We start from the raw sequence: 20,374 nt of genomic DNA on the forward strand, positions 1-20,374 counted from the left end.
TAATTTATGTCTCAAAACGCAATTGAATTTAGACATATAACTAAGGAATTCCCTGGTATTAAAGCTAACGATGATGTTAGTTTTAAAGTTAAAAAGGGAACAATTCATGCTTTAATAGGTGAAAATGGGGCCGGAAAAAGTACTTTAATGAGTATGTTATTCGGTTTATATGAACCAACATCAGGCGAAATTTTAATTAATGACAAAAAAGTCTTTTTTAAAGGACCAAATGATGCAACTAATTATGGAATTGGGATGGTTCACCAACACTTTAAACTTGTTAAAGTGTTTTCAAACTTAGACAACATTATTCTTGGTTCTGAATGGACCAAGAATAATTTTATAGACAGAAAAATAGCAACAGATAAGATTATTTCCTTACAAGAAAAATACAATTTAAATTTTGATTTAAAAATGTTAAGTGGCGATTCAACAGTTTCAACTCAACAAAAAGTTGAAATTATGAAGATGCTTTTTAGAGATAATGACATTTTAATTTTCGATGAACCAACTGCGGTTCTAACTGACGAAGAAATTCAAGGGTTATTAAAATCATTTGAAATTTTTAGAGAAGCTGGAAAAACAATATTATTTATTACCCACAAATTAAGAGAAATTCAACAAGTTTCTGATTATGCGACTGTTTTAAGACATGGAAAAGTTATTGGAACTTATGATGTTAAAACAACTCCAATGGATGAAATTGTTAAAGCGATGGTTGGATCAAATGTGGTAATGGCTAAAAATAATTTACCAACTGAACGTAAAAAAATAATTTTTGAATTACAAAATATTTCTACTAAAAATCAAGTCAAGAATCTTCAAAATCTTTCATTAAAAATTCATGCAGGTGAAATTTTTGCTATTGCAGGAGTTGAAGGAAATGGACAAAGAGAATTAGAACAAATTTGTTCAGGAATGATCTTGCCTTCAGAAGGAAAAATTTATAAAGCTAATCAAAATGGCGAATTAATTGATATTACTAAAGACAAAGTTTTAAAAAGATCAAAAAATGGAATTTCATTTATTCCAACTGACAGACATGCACATGGTTTAGTTTTAGATTACAATATTCAAGAAAACTCAATTTTACGTAGATTATGAGATAAAAAATTTCAAACATTTACTTGAATTAAAAATAGAAGTAAAAAAGAATTTACTAACGAAATTATTGAAAAATATGATGTAAGAGGTGCTTTGAATGGCTATGCCCAATCAAGATCTCTTTCTGGTGGAAATCAACAAAAATTTATTGTTGGTCGTGAAATAGAAACTCCACATGAATTCATCATCATAATGCAACCAACTCGTGGTTTAGATGTCAAAGCAATTAATAATATTCATCAACAAATTATTAAAGAAAAAGAAAATGGCAAAGGAATTTTACTTATTTCTTATGAATTAGATGAAGTTCTTGCCTTGGCAGATACAATTGGAGTTATTAACGAAGGTGAATTAGTTGCAATTAAAGATGCTAAAGAAATTACAAGAAGTCAAATCGGAGAATTTATGGCCTCAAAAAAGGAGAATAAATAATGAAAGAAAAAATCTTAAATTGAAGCCAAAATCTAAGATCATTTATAAGATTAGATCAAACTAAAAGCACAACAAGAAAAGTTTTTTCATCAGTTTGATCTGTAGTACTTGGACTTTTTGTGGCAATTATTATTATTGCAATTTTAGGACAAGGGAATCCTTTTGTTTTCTTCGAAAAATGAGGAGAAGCATTTAAAGGAACCAAAGCAAGCAATTTATTAATTTATTTAATAATTTTCGGATTTGCAGGACTAGCTTCTGCTATTGGATTTAAATCAGGCCTATTTAATATTGGTATTAGTGGCCAAATGATGATTTCGGGATTAGTAGGCTTTAGTTTATTAATGGTTATGGGAGTAAATGGAAGCAACATTAATCTCGGACATCTAATTATGATAATGGTACTTTCAATTATTTTAGGTGCCTTTATTTCAATGATTGCCGGTGTGCTTAAAGCTTATTTAAATGTGCACGAAGTTATTTCAACCATTATGCTTAACTGAATTATTGTTAATTTAGCAAAATATTTATTTAATGTTTCAAGAGCCAAAATTATTTGAGGTGAACAAATTTTCAATAATTATTTCAGTACCCAAATTACAATTGGAACTAAACCAGAAGCCTTTGGAATTCTTTCAAATGCTATGGTTACTGGATTTTCTGTTTTCGGAATCATTTTATTCATAGTTGTATCTATTGGAATATTTTTAATGTATAAACAAACTACATTTGGTTATAAATTAAAAATGCTTGGTTTATCAAAAACTAATGGAAAATACATTGGAGTTAATGAAAAAATTTCTATAGTATTGGTAATGAGCGTGTCTGGAGCTTTTGCTGGATTTGCCGGATTTATGTACTATTTCTTTAAAGAAAGTATGTTATTCCAAAATTTAACAGTGCCACTTGGAATAGGATTCGACGGAATCGCAATTTCTTTATTAGCACTTAATTCATCAATTGGTATCATTCTTTCATCATTATTTTATGCGATGCTATATACCATAGCCCCTTCATTACAATCAAATCCGCTTTATTTAAAACCTGATGACGTACAAATAATTACAGCAGCAATTTTATATTTAGCGGCGCTTTCACAAATGTTATATAACTTCAAACCATTTAATTTTGTTTGAAGATCTATTGTGAATGTTTCTTCAAAAAAATGATGACTATTATTGAAAATTAAATATTTAAACTTGCAAAAAGAAAAATTAATTAAAACTTATTCATTGAAAAAAGCCAAAATTGAATTAAACATTAAAGAATCTAATAAAGATTCAATGTTAAATGAGTATAAAAAAGCGAAAGAAATTTCATTTATAAAATTAAGTAAATTAGATAATCAATTGGATTATTACAAAGAAATGTTGAATTTACAAAAAGGCAATCAAACAATTGATAAAAACGTAATTCAACAATTAAAAACTGATTTAGTTTCTAAAAATAATCAGCCAGTCGAAATTTATTATGATTTAGCACAATTTAAAGCTAAAGAAAAATCAAAAATTGAATTGGTTAAAGAATTAAACAAAGAATTCAAACAAGAACAAGATAAATTCTTAAATTTAGTTTATACAACTAAAGATAAATCTGCTCAAATTAAGGCTTTTGAGCAAATTGGATTATTAAAACAAAAACACTGACAAGCTTTGAATGAAATTAATATTGATGCAATCAAAAACGTCAAAATGCAACACAAAGCCAACATTAAAGAATTAAAAAATCACTATAAATTAGATGTAGAAAACAATTATCAATCAATGATGAATGTTTATATCAAACCTTGATTTAATAAAGCATTTAATTTCAAGAAAGGAGCTAAATAAAATGAACATTTCAATTTCATCAGGTTCATCTTTATATAACCTTATTCTTGTGTTCTTTTGCATTTTAGCTCTAGGAGCAATTAGTGGTATGTTTTCAGAAAAAGTAGGAATTGTTAATATTGGAATTAACGGAACTATGATTTTTGGAGCTATTGGATATTTAATGTTTAGTCAGACAGCAATTAATAATAATTGAGGGAATAGTCCATGATTAGTGATTCCAGCTACTTTAGTAGCAATGTTATTTGGATTTGTTTCATCTTTATTATTTGGATTTGCGACTATCAAATTGAAAAGTTCACAAACAATTTCTGGATTTGCTTTTAACCTATTAGCAGCAGGAATTGCATTATTCGTAATGCGTTTTTATGGAGAACAAGGAAGTACAAATTTAAATAATACAATTAATCATTTACACTTCGCATTAGAACCTACAATTGATGGGGTTAAAGGAACATTTCCAATTATTCCATTTAACTTGATTATTACTTTAATAATAATTGTTGGTGGTTATATTGTTTTATACAAAACCAAATGAGGTCTTAGATTTAGAAGTATCGGGGAAAATCCACAAGCAGCTGATGTGGCTGGAGTAAAAGTTAATAGTTATAAATGACAAGGAATTTTTATTTCAGGAATTATCGGTTCAATTGCAGGAGCATTTTTTGCTCAAAAAACTTCAGATGGAAGTTTCACTTTTAATGGCGATGTGTTAGGTCTTGGGTATTTAGCACTTGCTATTATGATTTTAGGTCAATGAAATATATTAATTATTACTGGAATTTCATTTATTTTCTCAATTTTATTAAGTCTTTCATTCAACCAATCAATGTTCCCTGCAATCAAAGATCATGCTGGAATTTTAGAAATTCTACCTTATTTATTAACCTTAATTTCAGTCATGTTTTTTGCTGGTAAAAAATCCAAAGCACCAGCAGCAGCTGGAATACCATATGATAAATCGCAAAGATAAAATAAAAGGTTGTTATCAACCTTTTATTTTTGTTTAAATCGATAAGAAAAAAAGAAAAAGACAATCTTGGATAAATTTTATAATTCTAAAAATACTTTATTTATAGGAATTTTATGTTTGTCTTAATGGGTTCATTAATACTTTTAATAATTTATACAATTTTATTGTTTCCTTTTTCTTCAAATATTTATGCGCATGGAAGAGTAAAAGATTTATATGGAGAGAATCATCCATACACAATAAAAGATGAGAAAAAAATAAAAAAAATTTATAAATTTTATAAACCTTTTTTATTTATACTTATTAATGGCGTTATTTTTAATACTATTATATTTATAATTGCAGTTTCTCACAAAATGAAAATAGATTCTTCTTTTTTTGTTTCAATAAATTTATTAATTATTGTTATTTGAATAAATATTTCTTTAATATCAAAAACAATAAATTCTATTAAATGAAAAACAAAAAACAAAAATTAAATTTTGTTCAAAATGATTAATTTGTCTTATTAAAAAAGATAAGGAAGAAATGATAAATATAGTTTTTTATTCAATACTAACAGTTAATTTATTATTTTTTACAATTGTTAATTTATTTTTTTGAAATTATCAATTTAAAAAATTGAAGAAGAAAATGCATACTAAATTTAAAATTTTTGAATTTCCCAAACTAAGAAAAAAAATAGTAATTTATTATTTAATAACAAATTTAATTTATCTATTTTGTGCGATTACATTGAGTTTTTTATTTGAATATATAGCAAATTGACAGAAATGAATGGAATTTTTATATTTGAATTTAACCAATTTTATTCTAGCTTCATTTTGTTTTATTTTTGGAGCTATAAAAATAAAAACTATTGAAAATAATTTAATTCTAGGGGAAACAAATTAAAAATGTCAATAACATTACTTGCTCTAATTTTTTCAGTATTCTATCAAGTTTTAATTTTTCCTCGAGTTCTTATAGGAAGAATGAAATTAACAATAATAGCTAGATATGGAATCGATGATCCATATCTTGATGTTATAGATAAATTCAGAAACAAAATTTATAAAATTTACGACCCAATTGTTTTTTGCTTTTTCATAGGCCTTATCGCAAATTTGAGTATTTTCATCTTAAAAATACTAAATATGATTCCTATTTCTACATTATTTTTTGTTTGAATGAATATATCAATAGCATTTTTAAGTTTCAATCTTTTTATAATATTAAAATGTATAAAATCGATTAATTTCAAAAAGAAAAAATAATTTTATATATCGATCAAAACCAATCAAAAAAAGAGAAAGTAAATTCTTTCTCTTTTTTTTGATGTTAACTATTCTTCGTCATCTTCATCATGGATATCATCATTGATATCATTATAATGATCTAATAGTTCAGATTTAAGTTCATTTAATAATTTAGAAGTTTTAGACACTTTTTGATTTTCAGTATTATTTAAAGCATTTTCTTTATTAACTTCATTTTTATTAAATTGAATTGGGCTTGTTTCAAATAAATTCTCATTTTCTTCATCAGTGAATAAAATGATAGGGACAATAATTGGATTTCTTCTTTTTTGATTGTGAAATAGATTTTCAAGTCTTTCAGTAATTAATTGTTTTAATTCAACTACATTTCAGTCAGGGGTGTTTCTGATATAGAATAAAGCACAACCATGAGAAATTCTTTTAGCTTCTTCAACTAATTCAAGAGAATTTTTTACATAAAAACTTCCTCTTGAAATTAAAGTTGGTCTACCAACAATATTATTCTTGGTTTTATCAATATTCAAAATTAAAGCAACAAAACCAGATTCAGATAATCTTGCTCTATCTTTAATTATAGTTGCATTCGTACTTAAAGTAGTATAACCATCAATATAAATTGGACCAAAATCAATTCTTTCATCAGTTTCATAAACGTTTTGCTTATGCATATTATAAACATGACCTAAAGCAGGAATAATAATGTTATGCGGATTTACACCATTTTCAACTGCAGATTGTCCATGCACCATTGACATACGATATTCGCCATGATAAGGCAAGAAATATTTAGGTTTAGTTAGTTGAAAAATTTTGGCATGTTCATGTTTATAAGCATGACCGGAAGTGTGCAAGTAGCCATCAACACCATTTTCCTTAATGATAGCCCCTAATTTAGCTAATCTATTAATAAGTAATTCTATTTCGCTTCTATTACCTGGAATTGGACTTGATGAAAAAATAATTAAATCGTTTTTTTCAATTTTAACACTTTGGTGTTTGTTATAACTCATTCTAGAAAGGGCAGCAAGTTGCTCTCCTTGACTTCCTGTTGTTAAAATTACAATATCTTTTGATGGATAATTATTAATTTCTTTTTTCTCAATGAAAACATTATTTGGTGCATTAATATAACCTAATTTACGTCCGATTTTTACTCCTTGTACCATTGAACGACCAAAAGTTACAACTTTCTTTTTCAATTTAACAGCCAACTCAATAATTGCTTTTACCCGAGTTAAATTAGAAGCAAAAGCAGTAATTATAGTTTTTTTAGTTGCCTGGCGCATATATTTTTCAATATCAGTCAGAATATCATTTTCGCTTGGAGAATGAAATGGACGCATAGCATTAGTTGAATCTGATAAAAGGATTGTTAAACCTTCTTTTCCAATTTGATCTAAACGTGCGAAATCAGTATATGAGTGTCCAATTGGATTATAGTCAAATCTAAAATCCCCAGTACACATTAAAGAACCATTTGGAGTAGTGATTCTGATTCCAAAAGCATCTGGAATAGAATGTTGAGCAGTTCAGAAATCAACTTTACAATTTCCAAAATGATAAACCGCATTTTTTTCAATTTCAATAAATTCAATTTTTTGATTAATTCTGTGCTCATCAAATTTTAATTTGAAGTACTGAATAGCAATTCTAGGTGCAAAAATTCTTTTAACTGGTACTTGTTTAACCAAATGAACAACGCCACCTATGTGATCTTCGTGGCCGTGAGTAATAAATAAACCTTCAATTTTGTCACGATTTTCATATAAATATGAGTAGTTTGGAATAATACCTTTAATACCAGTTGTCGCAGTATTTGCAAATTTAATTCCAGCGTCAATAATAAAAATATGATTATCTTGTTCAACAATTAAAGTTGATTTGCCAATTTCTTGTACTCCACCAATAGGAATTATTCTTGTAGGATTCATTTTTCTCCTTTATTTTTAAATTAATTTATGAAATATAAAACGATTTTTATTTATTTAAAAATAAATAATACTAATAAATTATAATTTTAATTATTATTTTAGGTAAATAAATATGAAAAGAAAATCAATAAATGTTAAAAAAATTATTAGCAAATTCAACATTTCATTAATTAATGGTGAGAAAGAATTGATTTACCGCAATATTTTTAATCCAGCTATTAAAAGGTTAGGGTTAGAATTGGCAGGTATTATTGATAACACTCGTTATAACAGAAATGTAATTTGTTGAGGAACAACTGAAAGCGTATTTTTTAAACAACAAGGAAAAATACAGGCTTTAAAAACTTTAGACAAAATTTTATCTGTTGAACCCCCACTTGTTATATTATCAAAAGGAATTACACCTTTAATTAGAAATTGAATTGTTTCAGTGGCTAATAAATACAAAATTCCAGTTTATCATGCAGCAGTAAGCACATCAAAAATTACAACATCAATCGGTACTTATTTAAGTGACTTTTTTTCAGAAGAAGTCCAAGTCCACGGATGCTTAGTTTCTGTTGGTGGGACCGGAGTTTTAATAGTTGGTAAATCTGGAGTTGGTAAATCAGAAGCAACTTTGGAATTAGTTTTGAGAGGCCATATTTTTATTAGTGATGATGCAGTATTAATTAAACATATTGGTGCGAATTTTTACGGTACTTCGCCAGCGATTACCAAAGATTTAATTGAAGTTAGAGGAATCGGTTTTACTAACATTAAATATACTTATGGAATTAAAGCCATAACTGAGGGTTGTGTAATTAATTTAGTAGTAGAATTAGTCAATCAAAATGAAAATGTAATTTTTGATAGACTTGGTGTTGAATATCAAAAATACGAGATAATGGACGGTTCAATTCCAAAAATTCAAGTGCCAGTAAAAAATGGTTTTTCTGCTGCATCATTGATTGAGGCTGCAGTAAGTACTTATTTAGCTAAAAAAGACGGTTTAAATGTTATAGATTTAATTGAAAATCGAAGAAAGGAGATAAATAATGCCTAGTTGACAACCAGAAGCAGGAATTAAAGCAAATACTCCTTCAGTTTTATTTCAAATTGGAAGCTGAAGTTTTCATACTTATTCTTTAACCTTATTATTAGGTATTTTAGCTGCAATTTTAACTATTTCAATTTTTTGATATAGAGCAAAATACAAATGAGAAATTTTATGAACTTTAATTTTTATTACCATTCCAGCTGCAATTATTGGAGCTAGATTATGAGATTTAGTTGAAGAATGAATTTATAAAAGAGACACATTTGATTTTAGTCGTTGGTATGCGATTTGAGAAGGTGGATTGAGTATTCAAGGGGGAGTTGTTTTAGCTTTTATTTGTGATTTAGCATATATTTATGCTAAACGAGATTTAATTGATATACGGAAAGTTGCTTCAATTATTGTACCAACTATATTAATTGGGCAAGTAATTGGACGTTGAGGAAACTATGCTAACCATGAGTTATATGGAAAAGTCGATTGATCAGGTAATTCAGTTTTAATATTTGGACATAATTTTGCTCAAAATATGTTTATTTCAGATGCAGTATCTGATAGTTATAATCAAATTGCGCTTTATAGATATCCATTATTTTTATATGAAGGTTTAGCAAACTTAGCGGGATATTTAGTTTTAGTTTGAATTATTAATTGATTTGGATTACTTAAACCAGGATCTTCAGCCGGCTTATATTTCATTTGATATGGTTTAGTTAGATATGCACTTGAACCATGAAGAGAAAATTCATATGCAATGTATAGTGTAGCTTCAATTGCTTTCATTATTTTAGGGTTAATTGCTTTTATTTACTTCCAATATTTATCAAAAATTCACTATATAAAAATCAAAAGAAAATACTATTTTGATTACAAAATTGCTCATCCTGAACAATATATTGATTGAATTAATTCAACCAGATTCTTTAAAACTAAAAGAACTAAAGAAAAAATTACTGAATTAGCTTATTAGGTGGAATATGAATAAAGTTTATGATGTAATAATAATTGGCACAGGACCAGGAGGATTAAACGCTGCTTTATACGGCTCAAGAGCTGGATTGAATGTAGCAATTATCGATAAAGGTGCCCCTGGAGGAAAATTAAGTCAAACTGCTAAAATTGAAAATTGATTAGGAACTGAAATAATAGAAGGTTATGAATTAGCTATCAAAATGTTTGATCATGCAATTAAATTTGGTGCTGAGTATAAATACGGCAATGTAAAATCTATTCAAAAAAATAAGGAATTATTTGAAATTTATTTTGCCGATGAGTTTAATGAAACAATGTATGCTAAAAATGTAATTGTAGCAACAGGAATGAAAAACAAAGAACCAAATTGAATTGAAAATTATGAAACATATAAATACAAAGGAATTTCTTTTTGTGCAACGTGTGATGGACCGATTTTCAAAGACCAAAATGTAGTTGTAATTGGTGGCGGAAACAGTGCAATTGAAGAAAGCACTTTTTTAGCTAATATTGTTAACGATGTTTACTTAATTGTTAGAGATAATCAAATAATTGCAGAGCAAAAATTAATAGAAGATTTAAAAAAACACACAAATGTTCATATTCATATGAATTCTGAAGTGATTAAAATTTTAGGTAATGAAAATCAAATTAATACTTTTGTAATAAAAAATAATTTAGATAATTCAATTTTTGAAATTAATGCAAATGGATTTTTCCCTTTTATTGGTTTATTGCCTAATAATCAATTAGTAAATAATTTTTCAGAAATTTTAAATGAATCAGGTTTCATAAGAACTGATGAAAATATGCAAACTAAAGTAAAGGGGCTCTATGCTGTAGGTGATATTAGAGAAAAGCATGTTAGACAAATAGTTACAGCAGCTGCAGATGGAGCTATTGCAATAAAAAATATTGTAGATTCTAAAAATTAAATTAAAAAAAGATAGTGAAAATGCTTTTTTAGTTATAATTAAAGCACTTTTGTAAAAAATATATTTTTTAATAATTAAAGAAAGGAGAACCTTATGTCAAGAGTAGACCAAATTACAGGAAAAGGGCCTATGGTAGGAAATCTTCGTTCACACGCTATGAATGCTACAAAACGTAGATTTAATGTAAACCTTCAAAAAGTAACAATTTACTTAAATGGTAAAAAAACAACCTTAAGAGTAAGTGCAAAAACAGCTAAAACACTTAAAAACAAAGGTTTTTAATCCTTTCTTATCTTTAATCAAAATATGGATTTTTCCATATTTTTTTTGTTTTTATAACCTTTGAAACTTGGAAACTCAGAAAGTCTGTTAACAGTGAATTGCCGTTAAGTGCTCTGGTTCCTGAATATAAGAAAAAGTATATGGATGTAGATGGTAAAACAGTCGGAAGATTAAATATCGAAAAAATTAAAAAAGTCGCTAATGAAGATGACTTTTATATGATTGAAACCAACATAACAAACATAGATTCAAAAGAAGTGAATGAAATATATAAGGAACAATGAAAAGTGGTAGAAGGTTTGAGAACCTTAAAATCAACAATCGAAGTTAGACCGATCTATGTTTATAAAGACGAGCATATTCAATCTCATGTATTTTTATGCTTTTTGTCTCTAATTGTTTTATAAATTAAAGAAATTTTATAAAGATAATGGAGAGAACCAAGAACTCACAATGAATATGTTTATAGATGCATTGAAACTTATAACAATCATAACAAAGATTCTGAATGGTAATGTTGTAAGTGAAATCAAGAATAATTTAGACCCAGAACATAAGGAATTAAACAAAATATATAGTGATTTTCAATATGTAGTTGAAGGTCTATCATTGTAATTTAAAAGCGCAAAAAAACGAATGTGCCTTATTTTTAGGCATATTCGTTTTTTTCTTAATTACAACTTGGAAACTCAGGAAATTAAAAAATTTTTAAATTTCTATAACAATGATATAACTCAATCAAATTTAAATTGAAAAACACCAAAGTAATAATATGCTTTGGTGTCAAATATCTAAAATCTCAAATTTTTATGCCCTTGTTAAAAATCCTTATAATCTTTAGTTGTGCTTACTACTAAATATATTAGAGCTATCGGAAAACAAAATATTAATAACAATATAAAAACTATTATACTAAATCCCTTTTTATCTTCTTTTATTATTATTTCAGGTTCCAAGGGGCTTTCTATATTTATGCTTTCATTTGAATTTAGTGAATTATCATATTTTGATTTCGTCTCTTCATATAAAGGGTTGAGACGTTGACAATATTGACAAAATTTAAATTCATTAGATAATGAAGCACCACAGCCTACACATTCATTAATATTTTCTAACATCTTATCTTCCTATTCATTCCTTTGTACAGGAATTTGTTTTGCTTGATATTTATTTTCAGATTTTAAGTTATTTTTAATTCAAAAAATCACACAAATAAATGCAACCACAATCAATAAAATCGAAATTATTGAATATACTGATAATCATACAAGCGATTCAGTAAGTAAATAAATCGCTCTTATTGATTCTGGAATTAAAAGCAATAAAACCCCTAAAAAAGTAAAAATAATATAACCAACATTTACTGGTTTTAATCAAAGCAGATATCCGATTAACACAATAAAAATAATAGAACATAAAGCTTTTACAACAATATAAAGTATTAAGTGATCATTTCCTATGAAAAATGGGTTTCTACCAATGCCTATTGGAATGATTATAGAAACCATTAAAAGAAACACGAAAAAAATAATTCAAAGTATTTTGTTTTTAGTCATTTTAATCCTTTAATTTAAATCCACATTCACTACAGAATTTAGGATTATATGCTATTTTATTTTGACAATTAGGGCATTTTGCTGTATTGGCAGTTCCACATTCACTACAAAATTTAGAAGTTGACAACATCGGTGAACTGCATTTATAGCACAACATAGTTTGAGATTCTTTTTTAGGTTCATCAGGCGGAATAATGGGATTACTTCCATTTAAACTTTGTCCTAACCCCATCCCCAAAATCATATTTGCCGACCCATTATTATTTTCAGCTAATTTTTCAGTTACATCATAGCCTTTAACTAATCTATAATTATTTTGTAAAATATCCAATTCAGCTTTTTTAGAAAGATAGGAATTGATTTTTTCGCGATCTTCAATAGGAATATTTAATGAATCTAACGATAAATTAATAAGATCAAAACCAAATTTGGTCATTTCAAATCTTAATTTATTTTCAAGTTCAGATTGAAATTCATCAAGGTGTAAATTTAATAAATCATAAGATATTTTGTCTTCATTCATCTTTTTAAGAAGAATTGATTTAATATATTGTTGAATTTTTCCTCTAAATATATTAAGAACAAAATCAAATTCTAAAAAACCATTTTCTCTTATTGAGCCAACAAGTTTTTCATATAGAAATTGATAATTTTCAACCTTAAATCCTAATTGGCCTCTACCACGAATTCTAATAATAATTCCATAGATAGGATCTTTAATTTCAATTGGTGATGACGTTCCTCATTTAGCATCTAATTTTAATCTTGTATTAATAAAATAAAATTGAACAGGTCAAGGAGTTTTTCCTTTATGAAACGATTTTTCGATTGAACTCAAAAAAGGAACTGTGTTCGAATTAATTTTAGTTGTTCCTTCTTTAAAAATTGCATCAATTTGCCCGTTTCGTACAACTATTGCTACTTGCCCTGGGTTAACAATTAATTTAGAATTATTTCAAACTTCAGTAATCGGATGTTTATAAATTAATCAGTCAATTTTTCCATTACCATAAAAATCTATTACTGAATAACCTTTTTTCATATTACTCCTTTAAATTTGAATCTTCACAATTAAAATTTTGAAGAATATGCATAGTTTATTAACTTCTTTAACTAATGTTAATAAGCGATTAATAAGTACACATTTTTATCTTAAAAAAAAAAAAAAGAAGCATAAACCGGCAAAATGCACAATAAATACAAACAAATCTGCATTTCTTGTTTTCTATATAGGAAAATAAACGAGGTACTCAAACAGAATGAATGGCAAGACCCTTTTCAAGTTATGATAATTTGGTATTGCAATTATTTAAACAAAACAAATGTTTATTTGAAAGAAAAAATTAAAAAGTTATTTTAAAATGAAGATCAAATAGTTCTCAATTATAGTGTTATTGGCAGAACAATTATAGAATTCAATCGTTTTAAATTGAAAAACACCAAAGCAATATTGTGCTTTGGTGTCAATTATCTAGTTTATGCTTCTAATTTATTTTTATATCTTTCGATATTTAGTTATTTAGTTCTTTTTAAAAATGCTCTCATATCAATTCATTCATTTTGATTTGGGAATGAACCAGAATTAATAAAGTATTCATAAACAGCATTCATTGTTTCTTTGTTAGCTTCAAAACCTTTGTCATCATCTTTATATTCAATATCTCTTGTAACAATATTAAATTTATTTGAAAGTGGGAAATTTTGAATATCTACAAAACTTTTAATTTTGTCATCATTTCATTTTAATTCAGTTTTTAAAAAAGTCATTGTAGATAAAATGGTTGTTGTAGTGGCTTGAAGTCCATATAACTCTGTTTTGGAATTTTTATTATTATCAAAAAGAATCGATTTATTATTTCTTAAATTAGTAAAATCAACTGCCAACATGTTTTCTCAAGCAATTTGAGAATTTAAAATTAGTGCATAATTATCACTATTTTCTCCTAATATCATATTGATATATTCAACTGATTGTTCGATGTTATAAACTGGATGCAATTTAAAGAAATAATTGTATTCACTTCTTGGATACAATTCATGAATTTTATTAAAGAATGAGCGAATTTCATCTAAGGCATATTGTTGATAACTCAATCTTCAACGACTATCTTTCTCATTGTGTCTAAACAATGAAGACCCCATAAAAATAAGGTTTTTCTTATTTGGATCGTAATTATTTTGACCTTTTACAATAAAGTCTAAAAATGTTTTATTTTCTAAATTATTAACCTTATTAAATTGTTGAATAAAATTTTCACCAATTTCAGGAAAATATGAATAAAAAGCAGTTGGAGTTAAAGGATATTGATTAATATTCAATTTAGCTCACCCAAAACCTTTATTTTCCAAATCTTGATTAAGAGCATTAATATATGATGAATCTAAATTGTAAATTTTAAATTTGTCTGTTAAAGTTAAAAAATATCTTCAATCTAGTGTGAGATTATCATTATTTGAATTTTGAAACTCTATTCATTTAGCAGTTAATTCTTCTTTACTATAGAAAGTTTTTTGATTTACAACCCAAGATAAATATTTATCACGAATAAATTTATAAGGTTGAGCATTACCATCGCTTAAAATAACTATTTTATTAGCTCTTTTAATAATTCAGTTACGAACATTTTTATTCATTCCAGTAAAAGAAATATCAGGGATGTAAAAATCAAACTTAGTAACTCCTGAGTCTAAATATTCTTTCAAGTAATTTTGAATTTCACTTACTGTTCTAGGAAAAACAAGATAATTTGTATTAGAAGAAGAATCTAAATATTTAGTATTTTCAAAAACTTCTAATTTTCCGTTTTGGTTCAGATGTTTATCACCATATGAATTTAATAAATAATTTAAATTAAATCTTTGATTAGTGGCATCAAGCTCACGATTTTCATATTGTCACACATTGTGATCAATCAAAAACATGTTCTTATTTGTAATTGATTGATCATTTTTTGATAATTCAAGTTGTCCAACAAGTTGAATAAAACCTGAAATAAAATATTGAGCAGCATTTCTTGAAACAAAGATTGAAGGAAATTCATTAGTTGCTGAATCTTTTAAGTCATCAAAAAATGGTTGAAAAATTAAATTTTTTTCATAAATTATATTTTCTACCGGCTTTTCTGGTTTAGTTTCATTTTTCGTAATCTTGTTGCAATTAGTAGCAACAAGAGGCAAAGATAAGCTAACAATTAAACTTGATAAACAAAATAACTTTTTCATTTTATACCCCTTATTTTCGTTAATTTCTTTAATTATATATATATATATATATATATATATATATATCGGACTATAAAAAGCCTATAAATAGGGTAAAAAATATGAAAAAAAGCAGCAAAAGCTGCCTTTGTAAAAATAAATTATCTTTTAATTTCTTTAAGTCTTGCTGCTTTACCGCTACGATTTCTCATGAAGTAAAGTTTTGAACGACGAACTTTATTTGAACGAAGAACTTTAATTTCAGCAATCAAAGGTGAATTAAGTGGAAAAGTTCTTTCAACACCAATACCGAAAGAAATTTTTCTAACAGTAAACATTTCTCTGGTTCCATTGCCTTTTCTTGAAATTACTAAACCTTCAAAATTTTGAATACGCTCTTTTTCGCCTTCACGAATACGAACTGAAACAACAACATTGTCTCCAACTTGAAATTCAGGGTGATCTAAACGTAATTGATTGTTTTCAACCAAATTCATTAATTTATTTTGCATTATTAATCCTTTCTATAATATCAGGACGATTTTTTAAAGTTTTTTGATATTGAGCTTCTCTTTTTCATTTTTCAATTTCTGCATGATTGCCACTAAAAAGCACTTCAGGAACTTTCATCCCCTTATATTCACGTGGTCTTGTATATTGTGGATAATCTAAATATCCTTCCCCTTGAAATGAATCATTTTGATGGCTTAATTCATTAATTACTCCTGGAATTAATCTAATAATAGAATCAGCAATTACCATTGAAGGTAATTCACCACCAGTTAATACATAATCACCAATTGATAATTCAAGATCAACTAATTCAGTCACGCGTTCATCAAAACCTTCGTATCTACCAGAAATTAAAGTTATTTGATTATCATAATCTTTAATTTTGCTAGCAATATCATTTGCCAATTCTTGATTAAACACTTTGCCTTGTGGACTAACTAAAATTTTATAGCCTCCACGGTTTTTTAAACTTTCGAGTGCCAAATCAATTGGTTCAACTTGTAACAATAGTCCATGACCGCCACCATAAATTTCATCATCTACTTTATGATGTTTATCAAGACTAAATTGTCTAAAATCAACTACATTAAATTCAATTAAGTTACGTTCAATTGCTTTTTTAATAATTGATTCTTCAATAAAAGGTTTGAAATATTTAGGAAAAAGAGTTAAAAAATTAATAATCATTATTTTTTATTTGCTTGAAATTTAGCGTTTAAACCATTTGCTCTAAATAAGTTATAAACAGTATCTGTTAATTGTGCACCTGAATTAATTCATTTTCGTGTAGCTTCTTCATTGATTGTCAATACTTTTGTGTGAGGATTGTAATTACCTAAAGCTTCGATAAATCTTCCATCACGTGGAGCACGAGAATCAGCAGCTACAATTTTATACATAGCATTAAATTTGCTACCAAGTCTTTTTAATCTAATTTTTACCATTGTAGTCTCCTATTTTTTAATGTCAAGCAAAAGTGCTTGACAGCAATGAATTTATTTTATATTAAAAGAAAAAAAACAAAAGTATTTTTAAATTAAAATACTATTATTAAATTTAATATAATAAGCACTATGATAGGTGTAGACATTGTAAAAATAAATCGATTTGCAAATAAATCAGATTATTTTGTCAGGCGCATACTATCGAATAGGGAATTAAATTACTATAATCAACAAATTGATATTGATAGTAAAACAAGAGTTTTAGCTTCGATTTGAGCGATCAAAGAAGCTATTTTTAAGGCAGACAACCAATATGCAAGTTTTCAAAAAATTGAATTAGAACATACCGATAAAGGGTGAAAAAATCAAGATTTTGATATTTCAATATCGCATGATGAAGATGCAGGGATTTTAATTGCTTTTGTAATAAAAAAAAGATAAGGAGTCAAAATGAGCTTTAAAGCAAAAATGTTCTTTTTATTTCCATTTTTCTTATGACATGTATGAAGAATTAGGGTTTATGCGCGTAAATATCGTAGAACTCCGGAACAATATACTTTGCAACAAAGAAATGATTGATTATTAAGAAAAGCTAAGAGATTAATTAAATGATTCAACATTAACTTAGAAGTAAAAGGTTATGATGAATTGCCAAAAGCGCCAGTTTTATTAGTGCCAAACCATAAATCAAATTTAGATGCAATCTTAATTTTAGCGGCTTTAGCTAAGCAAACTAAAGAAGAAGGTGTTAGAAATAAAATTCCTACATTTTTAGCTAAAAATGAACTATTAAAATCTAAAGTAGCAAAAGCAACTTTAGAATTATGTGATACATTTTTCATTGATAGAAAAGATATTAGGGACTCATTTAAACAATTAGCTAAATTCGGTAATTTTGTAAAAGAAAATTTAACTTATGGAGTTATTTTTCCTGAAGGAACTAGAATAAAAGGCGATGAATTAGGTGAATTCAAAGCTGGGGCATTCAAGACTGCAATTAGTAATTATATTAGTGTGGTTCCAGTGGCAATTCATAATTCTGAAAATGCTGATAATAAAAACAGAAAAGAAAAATTAAAAATAACAGTGGAATTTTTAAGACCAATTAGAGCCAATGATGTTATTACTTCAAATCCTGAAGGTCTAGCAAAAAGAACTAAAGAAGCAATTAGTGGAGCTTTAAAAAATGCCAAAAACTAGTATGTATGATACTCCTGATGGTAAATATGACATAAAATTAGAAAATTTTGATGGGCCATTAGATTTATTACTAAGTTTAGTTCAAGATAAAAACATTGATATTATGGAAATTGATATTGTCAAATTAGCTACAGAATATTTGGCAATTATTGAAAGATTGAAAGAAAATGAAATTGATGTAGCTGGCGATTATTTAGTTATGGCAGCTACATTATTAGCATTAAAGACTAAAATGATGCTTTACACTCCAGAAGAAAAACCAGAAATCGAAGAAGATAAAAGAGAAATTTTAAGAAGATTATACGAATATCAACAAATCAAAGAAATTTCTAAAACTTTAAGAGAACAAGAAGGTTTAAGAAGAGAAATTTTTATCAAAAAACAAAGTAATATTGATGAATTTATGATTGAAGATGATAAAAGCGCTTTAGATGGTAATTCTAATCCATTAAAGTTAATTACTACTTTAAGAAAAATGTTTGAAAGAACTTTTGCTAATCAATTAAGAAGAACTAAATTTGAACATTTTGATTTAACTCCAAAAGATCAAATCCCTTTTATTTTAAATTTGTTTGATCAAAATGAAGTTGTGACTTTTGAGATGATTTTTACACAACCTTCATTAAGCCACTTCGTAATTACTTTAATGGCAATTTTGGATTTAGCAAGAAGACAAATTATTAGAATTAAACAAGAAGAACAATTTGGAGAAATTCTCTTTGAAAGAGGACCTGAGTATGAAAAATAAAATTATTGAAGCCTTATTATATGTGCAAGGGGATGAAGGCCTTACTCTTGAACAAGTTCAAGAAATATTTAATTTAAATACAAAAGCAGAAGCAAGAAAAGTAATGAACGATTTTTATAAATATTACAATGACTTAGATGGTGCTTTAAAAGTAGTTAATTTTAATGAAATTTATAAATTAGCAACGAGAGAAACTTTTAAAGAGTATATTGTTAAAATGGTAAGTGTAGTAAGAAAACACCGTTTATCTAATGCAGCTATTGAGGTGGCTGGAATTATTGCTTATAAACAACCTGCAACAAGATCAATGATTAATAATATTCGGGGAGTAGCTAGCGATCAAGTTTTAAATACTTTATTAGCTAAAGGAGTGGTTGAAGAAGTGGGGATTAGTCCTACTCCTGGCAATCCAGTTTTATATGGAATTACTAATAAATTTTATGATTACTTTAGAATAAAATCTTTAGCTGATTTACCTAAATTATCTGAATTTAATTACACTGATGGTGTTGAAAATGAAGATGAATTTCGCCTATTTGATAGTCAAAGACAAGATAATTATGAATAAGGTGTACTTTCGTACACTTTTTATATTTTAGGAATTTATGGCACAATTGAAAGAATATAAAATAACAGAGGCAAATGAGTCTAAAAAGTTATTAAATTTTATGAAAAAGATTTTACATAATTACTCTTTATCATTTATTTATAGGCTTTTTAGAAAAAAAGAAATAAAAGTTAATCAAAAAAGAATTACTGATTTTAATTATCAATTAAAAACTAATGATATTGTCAGTTTTTATTTGAATGAAGAGAATAAACTTGAAATAAAAACTGAAAATTTTAATACTTCAGATATTAAATTTTCAATTATTTATGAAGATAAAAACATTTTAGTGGTTAACAAACCAATTGGAATTAGTATTCATTCCGAAAAGGATTCTTTGGACATGCAGGTTTTAAAATATTTAAATTATCAAAATAATTTAGAGGATTTTAGACCAAGTCATATTGGAAGAATTGATAAAGAAACCAGCGGATTAATGTTATATGCAAAGAATCATTATGCCTTGTCGCAATTAAATAAAAAACAAAATGATTTTGAAAAAATTTATACTTTTAAATCAGATTACAATGGCAAAGATAGAGAAATTATTACTAAAATTTTAATAAAGGATGAACGTAAAAAAAATAACAAAGCTAAAGAAGCTATTACTCAAATCTATAATCGTAAAAATCAATGATTTGCCAAAATTTTAACAGGAAGAAAACATCAAATTAGAATTTCATTAGCTGAAATCGGCTATCCAATTTATGGTGACAGAAAATATGGTGGCAAGAATGCTGATAGAATGTACTTACATAGTTACAAATTAAAATTACAAAATTTAGATGGAAAATTAGATTATTTAAATAACACAGAATTTATTGCAAAAATTCCTTGAAAGGTATAAAA

20 protein-coding genes and 1 pseudogene are annotated in these 20,374 nt (G+C 26.6%); 13 read left to right on the top strand and 8 right to left on the bottom strand.

The features are described from left to right. The first annotated feature begins 6 nt into the window (after positions 1 to 6). The 3 genes from Q346_RS0101105 to Q346_RS0101115 are packed head-to-tail and all read left to right on the top strand — an operon-like array spanning position 7 to position 4,338. Positions 7 to 1,536, top strand: a complete 1,530-nt coding sequence (locus tag Q346_RS0101105) for an ABC transporter ATP-binding protein (RefSeq protein ID WP_027332698.1) — start codon at positions 7 to 9, stop codon at positions 1,534 to 1,536. Continuing rightward, positions 1,536 to 3,365: an ABC transporter permease gene (locus Q346_RS04010; protein ID WP_051521785.1), complete on the top strand. Its 1,830-nt coding sequence runs from the start codon at positions 1,536 to 1,538 to the stop codon at positions 3,363 to 3,365. The genes Q346_RS0101105 and Q346_RS04010 overlap by 1 nt, the downstream gene beginning before the upstream one ends. Before the next feature lies 1 nt (position 3,366). Continuing rightward, positions 3,367 to 4,338, top strand: a complete 972-nt coding sequence (locus Q346_RS0101115; protein ID WP_036437895.1) for an ABC transporter permease — start codon at positions 3,367 to 3,369, stop codon at positions 4,336 to 4,338. A gap of 1,324 nt (positions 4,339 to 5,662) precedes the next feature. Here the strand turns inward: Q346_RS0101115 and Q346_RS0101135 are convergent. Further along, positions 5,663 to 7,528: a ribonuclease J gene (locus tag Q346_RS0101135; protein ID WP_027332703.1), complete on the bottom strand. Its 1,866-nt coding sequence runs from the start codon at positions 7,526 to 7,528 to the stop codon at positions 5,663 to 5,665. A 112-nt stretch (positions 7,529 to 7,640) separates the two neighbouring features. Between Q346_RS0101135 and hprK the strand changes: the two genes are divergently transcribed. From hprK to Q346_RS04075, 5 genes and pseudogenes are all read left to right on the top strand, one after another. Continuing rightward, positions 7,641 to 8,573 carry an HPr(Ser) kinase/phosphatase gene (hprK, locus tag Q346_RS0101140; RefSeq protein ID WP_027332704.1) on the top strand — a complete coding sequence of 311 codons (933 nt, stop codon included), beginning with the start codon at positions 7,641 to 7,643 and terminating at the stop codon, positions 8,571 to 8,573. Then, positions 8,566 to 9,537 (top strand): prolipoprotein diacylglyceryl transferase, encoded by a 972-nt coding sequence (gene lgt / locus Q346_RS0101145; RefSeq protein ID WP_027332705.1) that lies wholly within the window; start codon positions 8,566 to 8,568, stop codon positions 9,535 to 9,537. The genes hprK and lgt overlap by 8 nt, the downstream gene beginning before the upstream one ends. Positions 9,538 to 9,544: 7 nt before the next feature. Beyond that, entirely contained in the window at positions 9,545 to 10,474 is a 930-nt protein-coding gene (locus Q346_RS0101150; RefSeq protein ID WP_027332706.1) for an NAD(P)/FAD-dependent oxidoreductase, read from the top strand. A gap of 93 nt (positions 10,475 to 10,567) precedes the next feature. Further along, positions 10,568 to 10,756, top strand: coding sequence for a 50S ribosomal protein L28 (gene rpmB / locus Q346_RS0101155; RefSeq protein WP_027332707.1), 189 nt, complete (start codon positions 10,568 to 10,570; stop codon positions 10,754 to 10,756). A 77-nt stretch (positions 10,757 to 10,833) separates the two neighbouring features. Further along, positions 10,834 to 11,371: pseudogene (locus Q346_RS04075) on the top strand (IS1634-like element ISMsy1 family transposase); the annotation flags it as partial. Between the two features lie 203 nt (positions 11,372 to 11,574). Here Q346_RS04075 and Q346_RS0101170 read toward each other — a convergent pair. The 7 genes from Q346_RS0101170 to rpsP all read right to left on the bottom strand — a co-directional run bounded on the left by Q346_RS0101170 (position 11,575) and on the right by rpsP (position 16,970). Then, a complete protein-coding gene (locus tag Q346_RS0101170) occupies positions 11,575 to 11,874 on the bottom strand; it encodes a hypothetical protein (protein WP_027332710.1) in 300 nt (99 codons plus the stop codon). Between the two features lie 9 nt (positions 11,875 to 11,883). Continuing rightward, entirely contained in the window at positions 11,884 to 12,312 is a 429-nt protein-coding gene (locus Q346_RS0101175; protein WP_027332711.1) for a hypothetical protein, read from the bottom strand. A 1-nt stretch (position 12,313) separates the two neighbouring features. Then, positions 12,314 to 13,354, bottom strand: a complete 1,041-nt coding sequence (locus tag Q346_RS0101180) for an SPFH domain-containing protein (RefSeq protein ID WP_027332712.1) — start codon at positions 13,352 to 13,354, stop codon at positions 12,314 to 12,316. Between the two features lie 473 nt (positions 13,355 to 13,827). Then, positions 13,828 to 15,534, bottom strand: coding sequence for a hypothetical protein (locus Q346_RS04015; RefSeq protein WP_051521786.1), 1,707 nt, complete (start codon positions 15,532 to 15,534; stop codon positions 13,828 to 13,830). A 140-nt stretch (positions 15,535 to 15,674) separates the two neighbouring features. After that, the gene (rplS, locus tag Q346_RS0101190) at positions 15,675 to 16,025 is read right to left on the bottom strand and encodes a 50S ribosomal protein L19 (RefSeq protein WP_027332713.1); all 351 of its coding nucleotides are present in this window, start codon (positions 16,023 to 16,025) and stop codon (positions 15,675 to 15,677) included. Beyond that, on the bottom strand, positions 16,015 to 16,713 hold the full coding sequence (gene trmD / locus Q346_RS0101195; RefSeq protein ID WP_027332714.1) for a tRNA (guanosine(37)-N1)-methyltransferase TrmD: 699 nt from the start codon (positions 16,711 to 16,713) through the stop codon (positions 16,015 to 16,017). The genes rplS and trmD overlap by 11 nt, the downstream gene beginning before the upstream one ends. Continuing rightward, the gene (rpsP, locus tag Q346_RS0101200; RefSeq protein ID WP_027332715.1) at positions 16,713 to 16,970 is read right to left on the bottom strand and encodes a 30S ribosomal protein S16; all 258 of its coding nucleotides are present in this window, start codon (positions 16,968 to 16,970) and stop codon (positions 16,713 to 16,715) included. The genes trmD and rpsP overlap by 1 nt, the downstream gene beginning before the upstream one ends. Before the next feature lie 129 nt (positions 16,971 to 17,099). On the opposite strand from rpsP, the gene Q346_RS0101205 reads away from it, so the two are divergent. From Q346_RS0101205 to Q346_RS0101225, 5 genes are read left to right on the top strand one after another with little or no spacing between them, the layout of a single operon-like run. Next, entirely contained in the window at positions 17,100 to 17,411 is a 312-nt protein-coding gene (locus tag Q346_RS0101205; protein WP_027332716.1) for a holo-ACP synthase, read from the top strand. 9 nt (positions 17,412 to 17,420) lie between these two features. Continuing rightward, positions 17,421 to 18,170, top strand: a complete 750-nt coding sequence (locus tag Q346_RS0101210) for a lysophospholipid acyltransferase family protein (protein WP_027332717.1) — start codon at positions 17,421 to 17,423, stop codon at positions 18,168 to 18,170. Beyond that, on the top strand, positions 18,157 to 18,918 hold the full coding sequence (locus tag Q346_RS0101215; RefSeq protein ID WP_027332718.1) for a segregation/condensation protein A: 762 nt from the start codon (positions 18,157 to 18,159) through the stop codon (positions 18,916 to 18,918). The genes Q346_RS0101210 and Q346_RS0101215 overlap by 14 nt, the downstream gene beginning before the upstream one ends. Beyond that, positions 18,908 to 19,486 carry an SMC-Scp complex subunit ScpB gene (gene scpB / locus Q346_RS0101220; protein ID WP_027332719.1) on the top strand — a complete coding sequence of 193 codons (579 nt, stop codon included), beginning with the start codon at positions 18,908 to 18,910 and terminating at the stop codon, positions 19,484 to 19,486. The genes Q346_RS0101215 and scpB overlap by 11 nt, the downstream gene beginning before the upstream one ends. Before the next feature lie 37 nt (positions 19,487 to 19,523). Continuing rightward, positions 19,524 to 20,372: an RluA family pseudouridine synthase gene (locus Q346_RS0101225; RefSeq protein ID WP_036437899.1), complete on the top strand. Its 849-nt coding sequence runs from the start codon at positions 19,524 to 19,526 to the stop codon at positions 20,370 to 20,372. The last annotated feature ends 2 nt before the right edge of the window (positions 20,373 to 20,374 follow it).

The organism is Mycoplasmopsis gallinarum DSM 19816 (genome assembly GCF_000621085.1).
GTDB classification, from domain to species: domain Bacteria; phylum Bacillota_I; class Bacilli_A; order Mycoplasmatales; family Metamycoplasmataceae; genus Mycoplasmopsis; species Mycoplasmopsis gallinarum.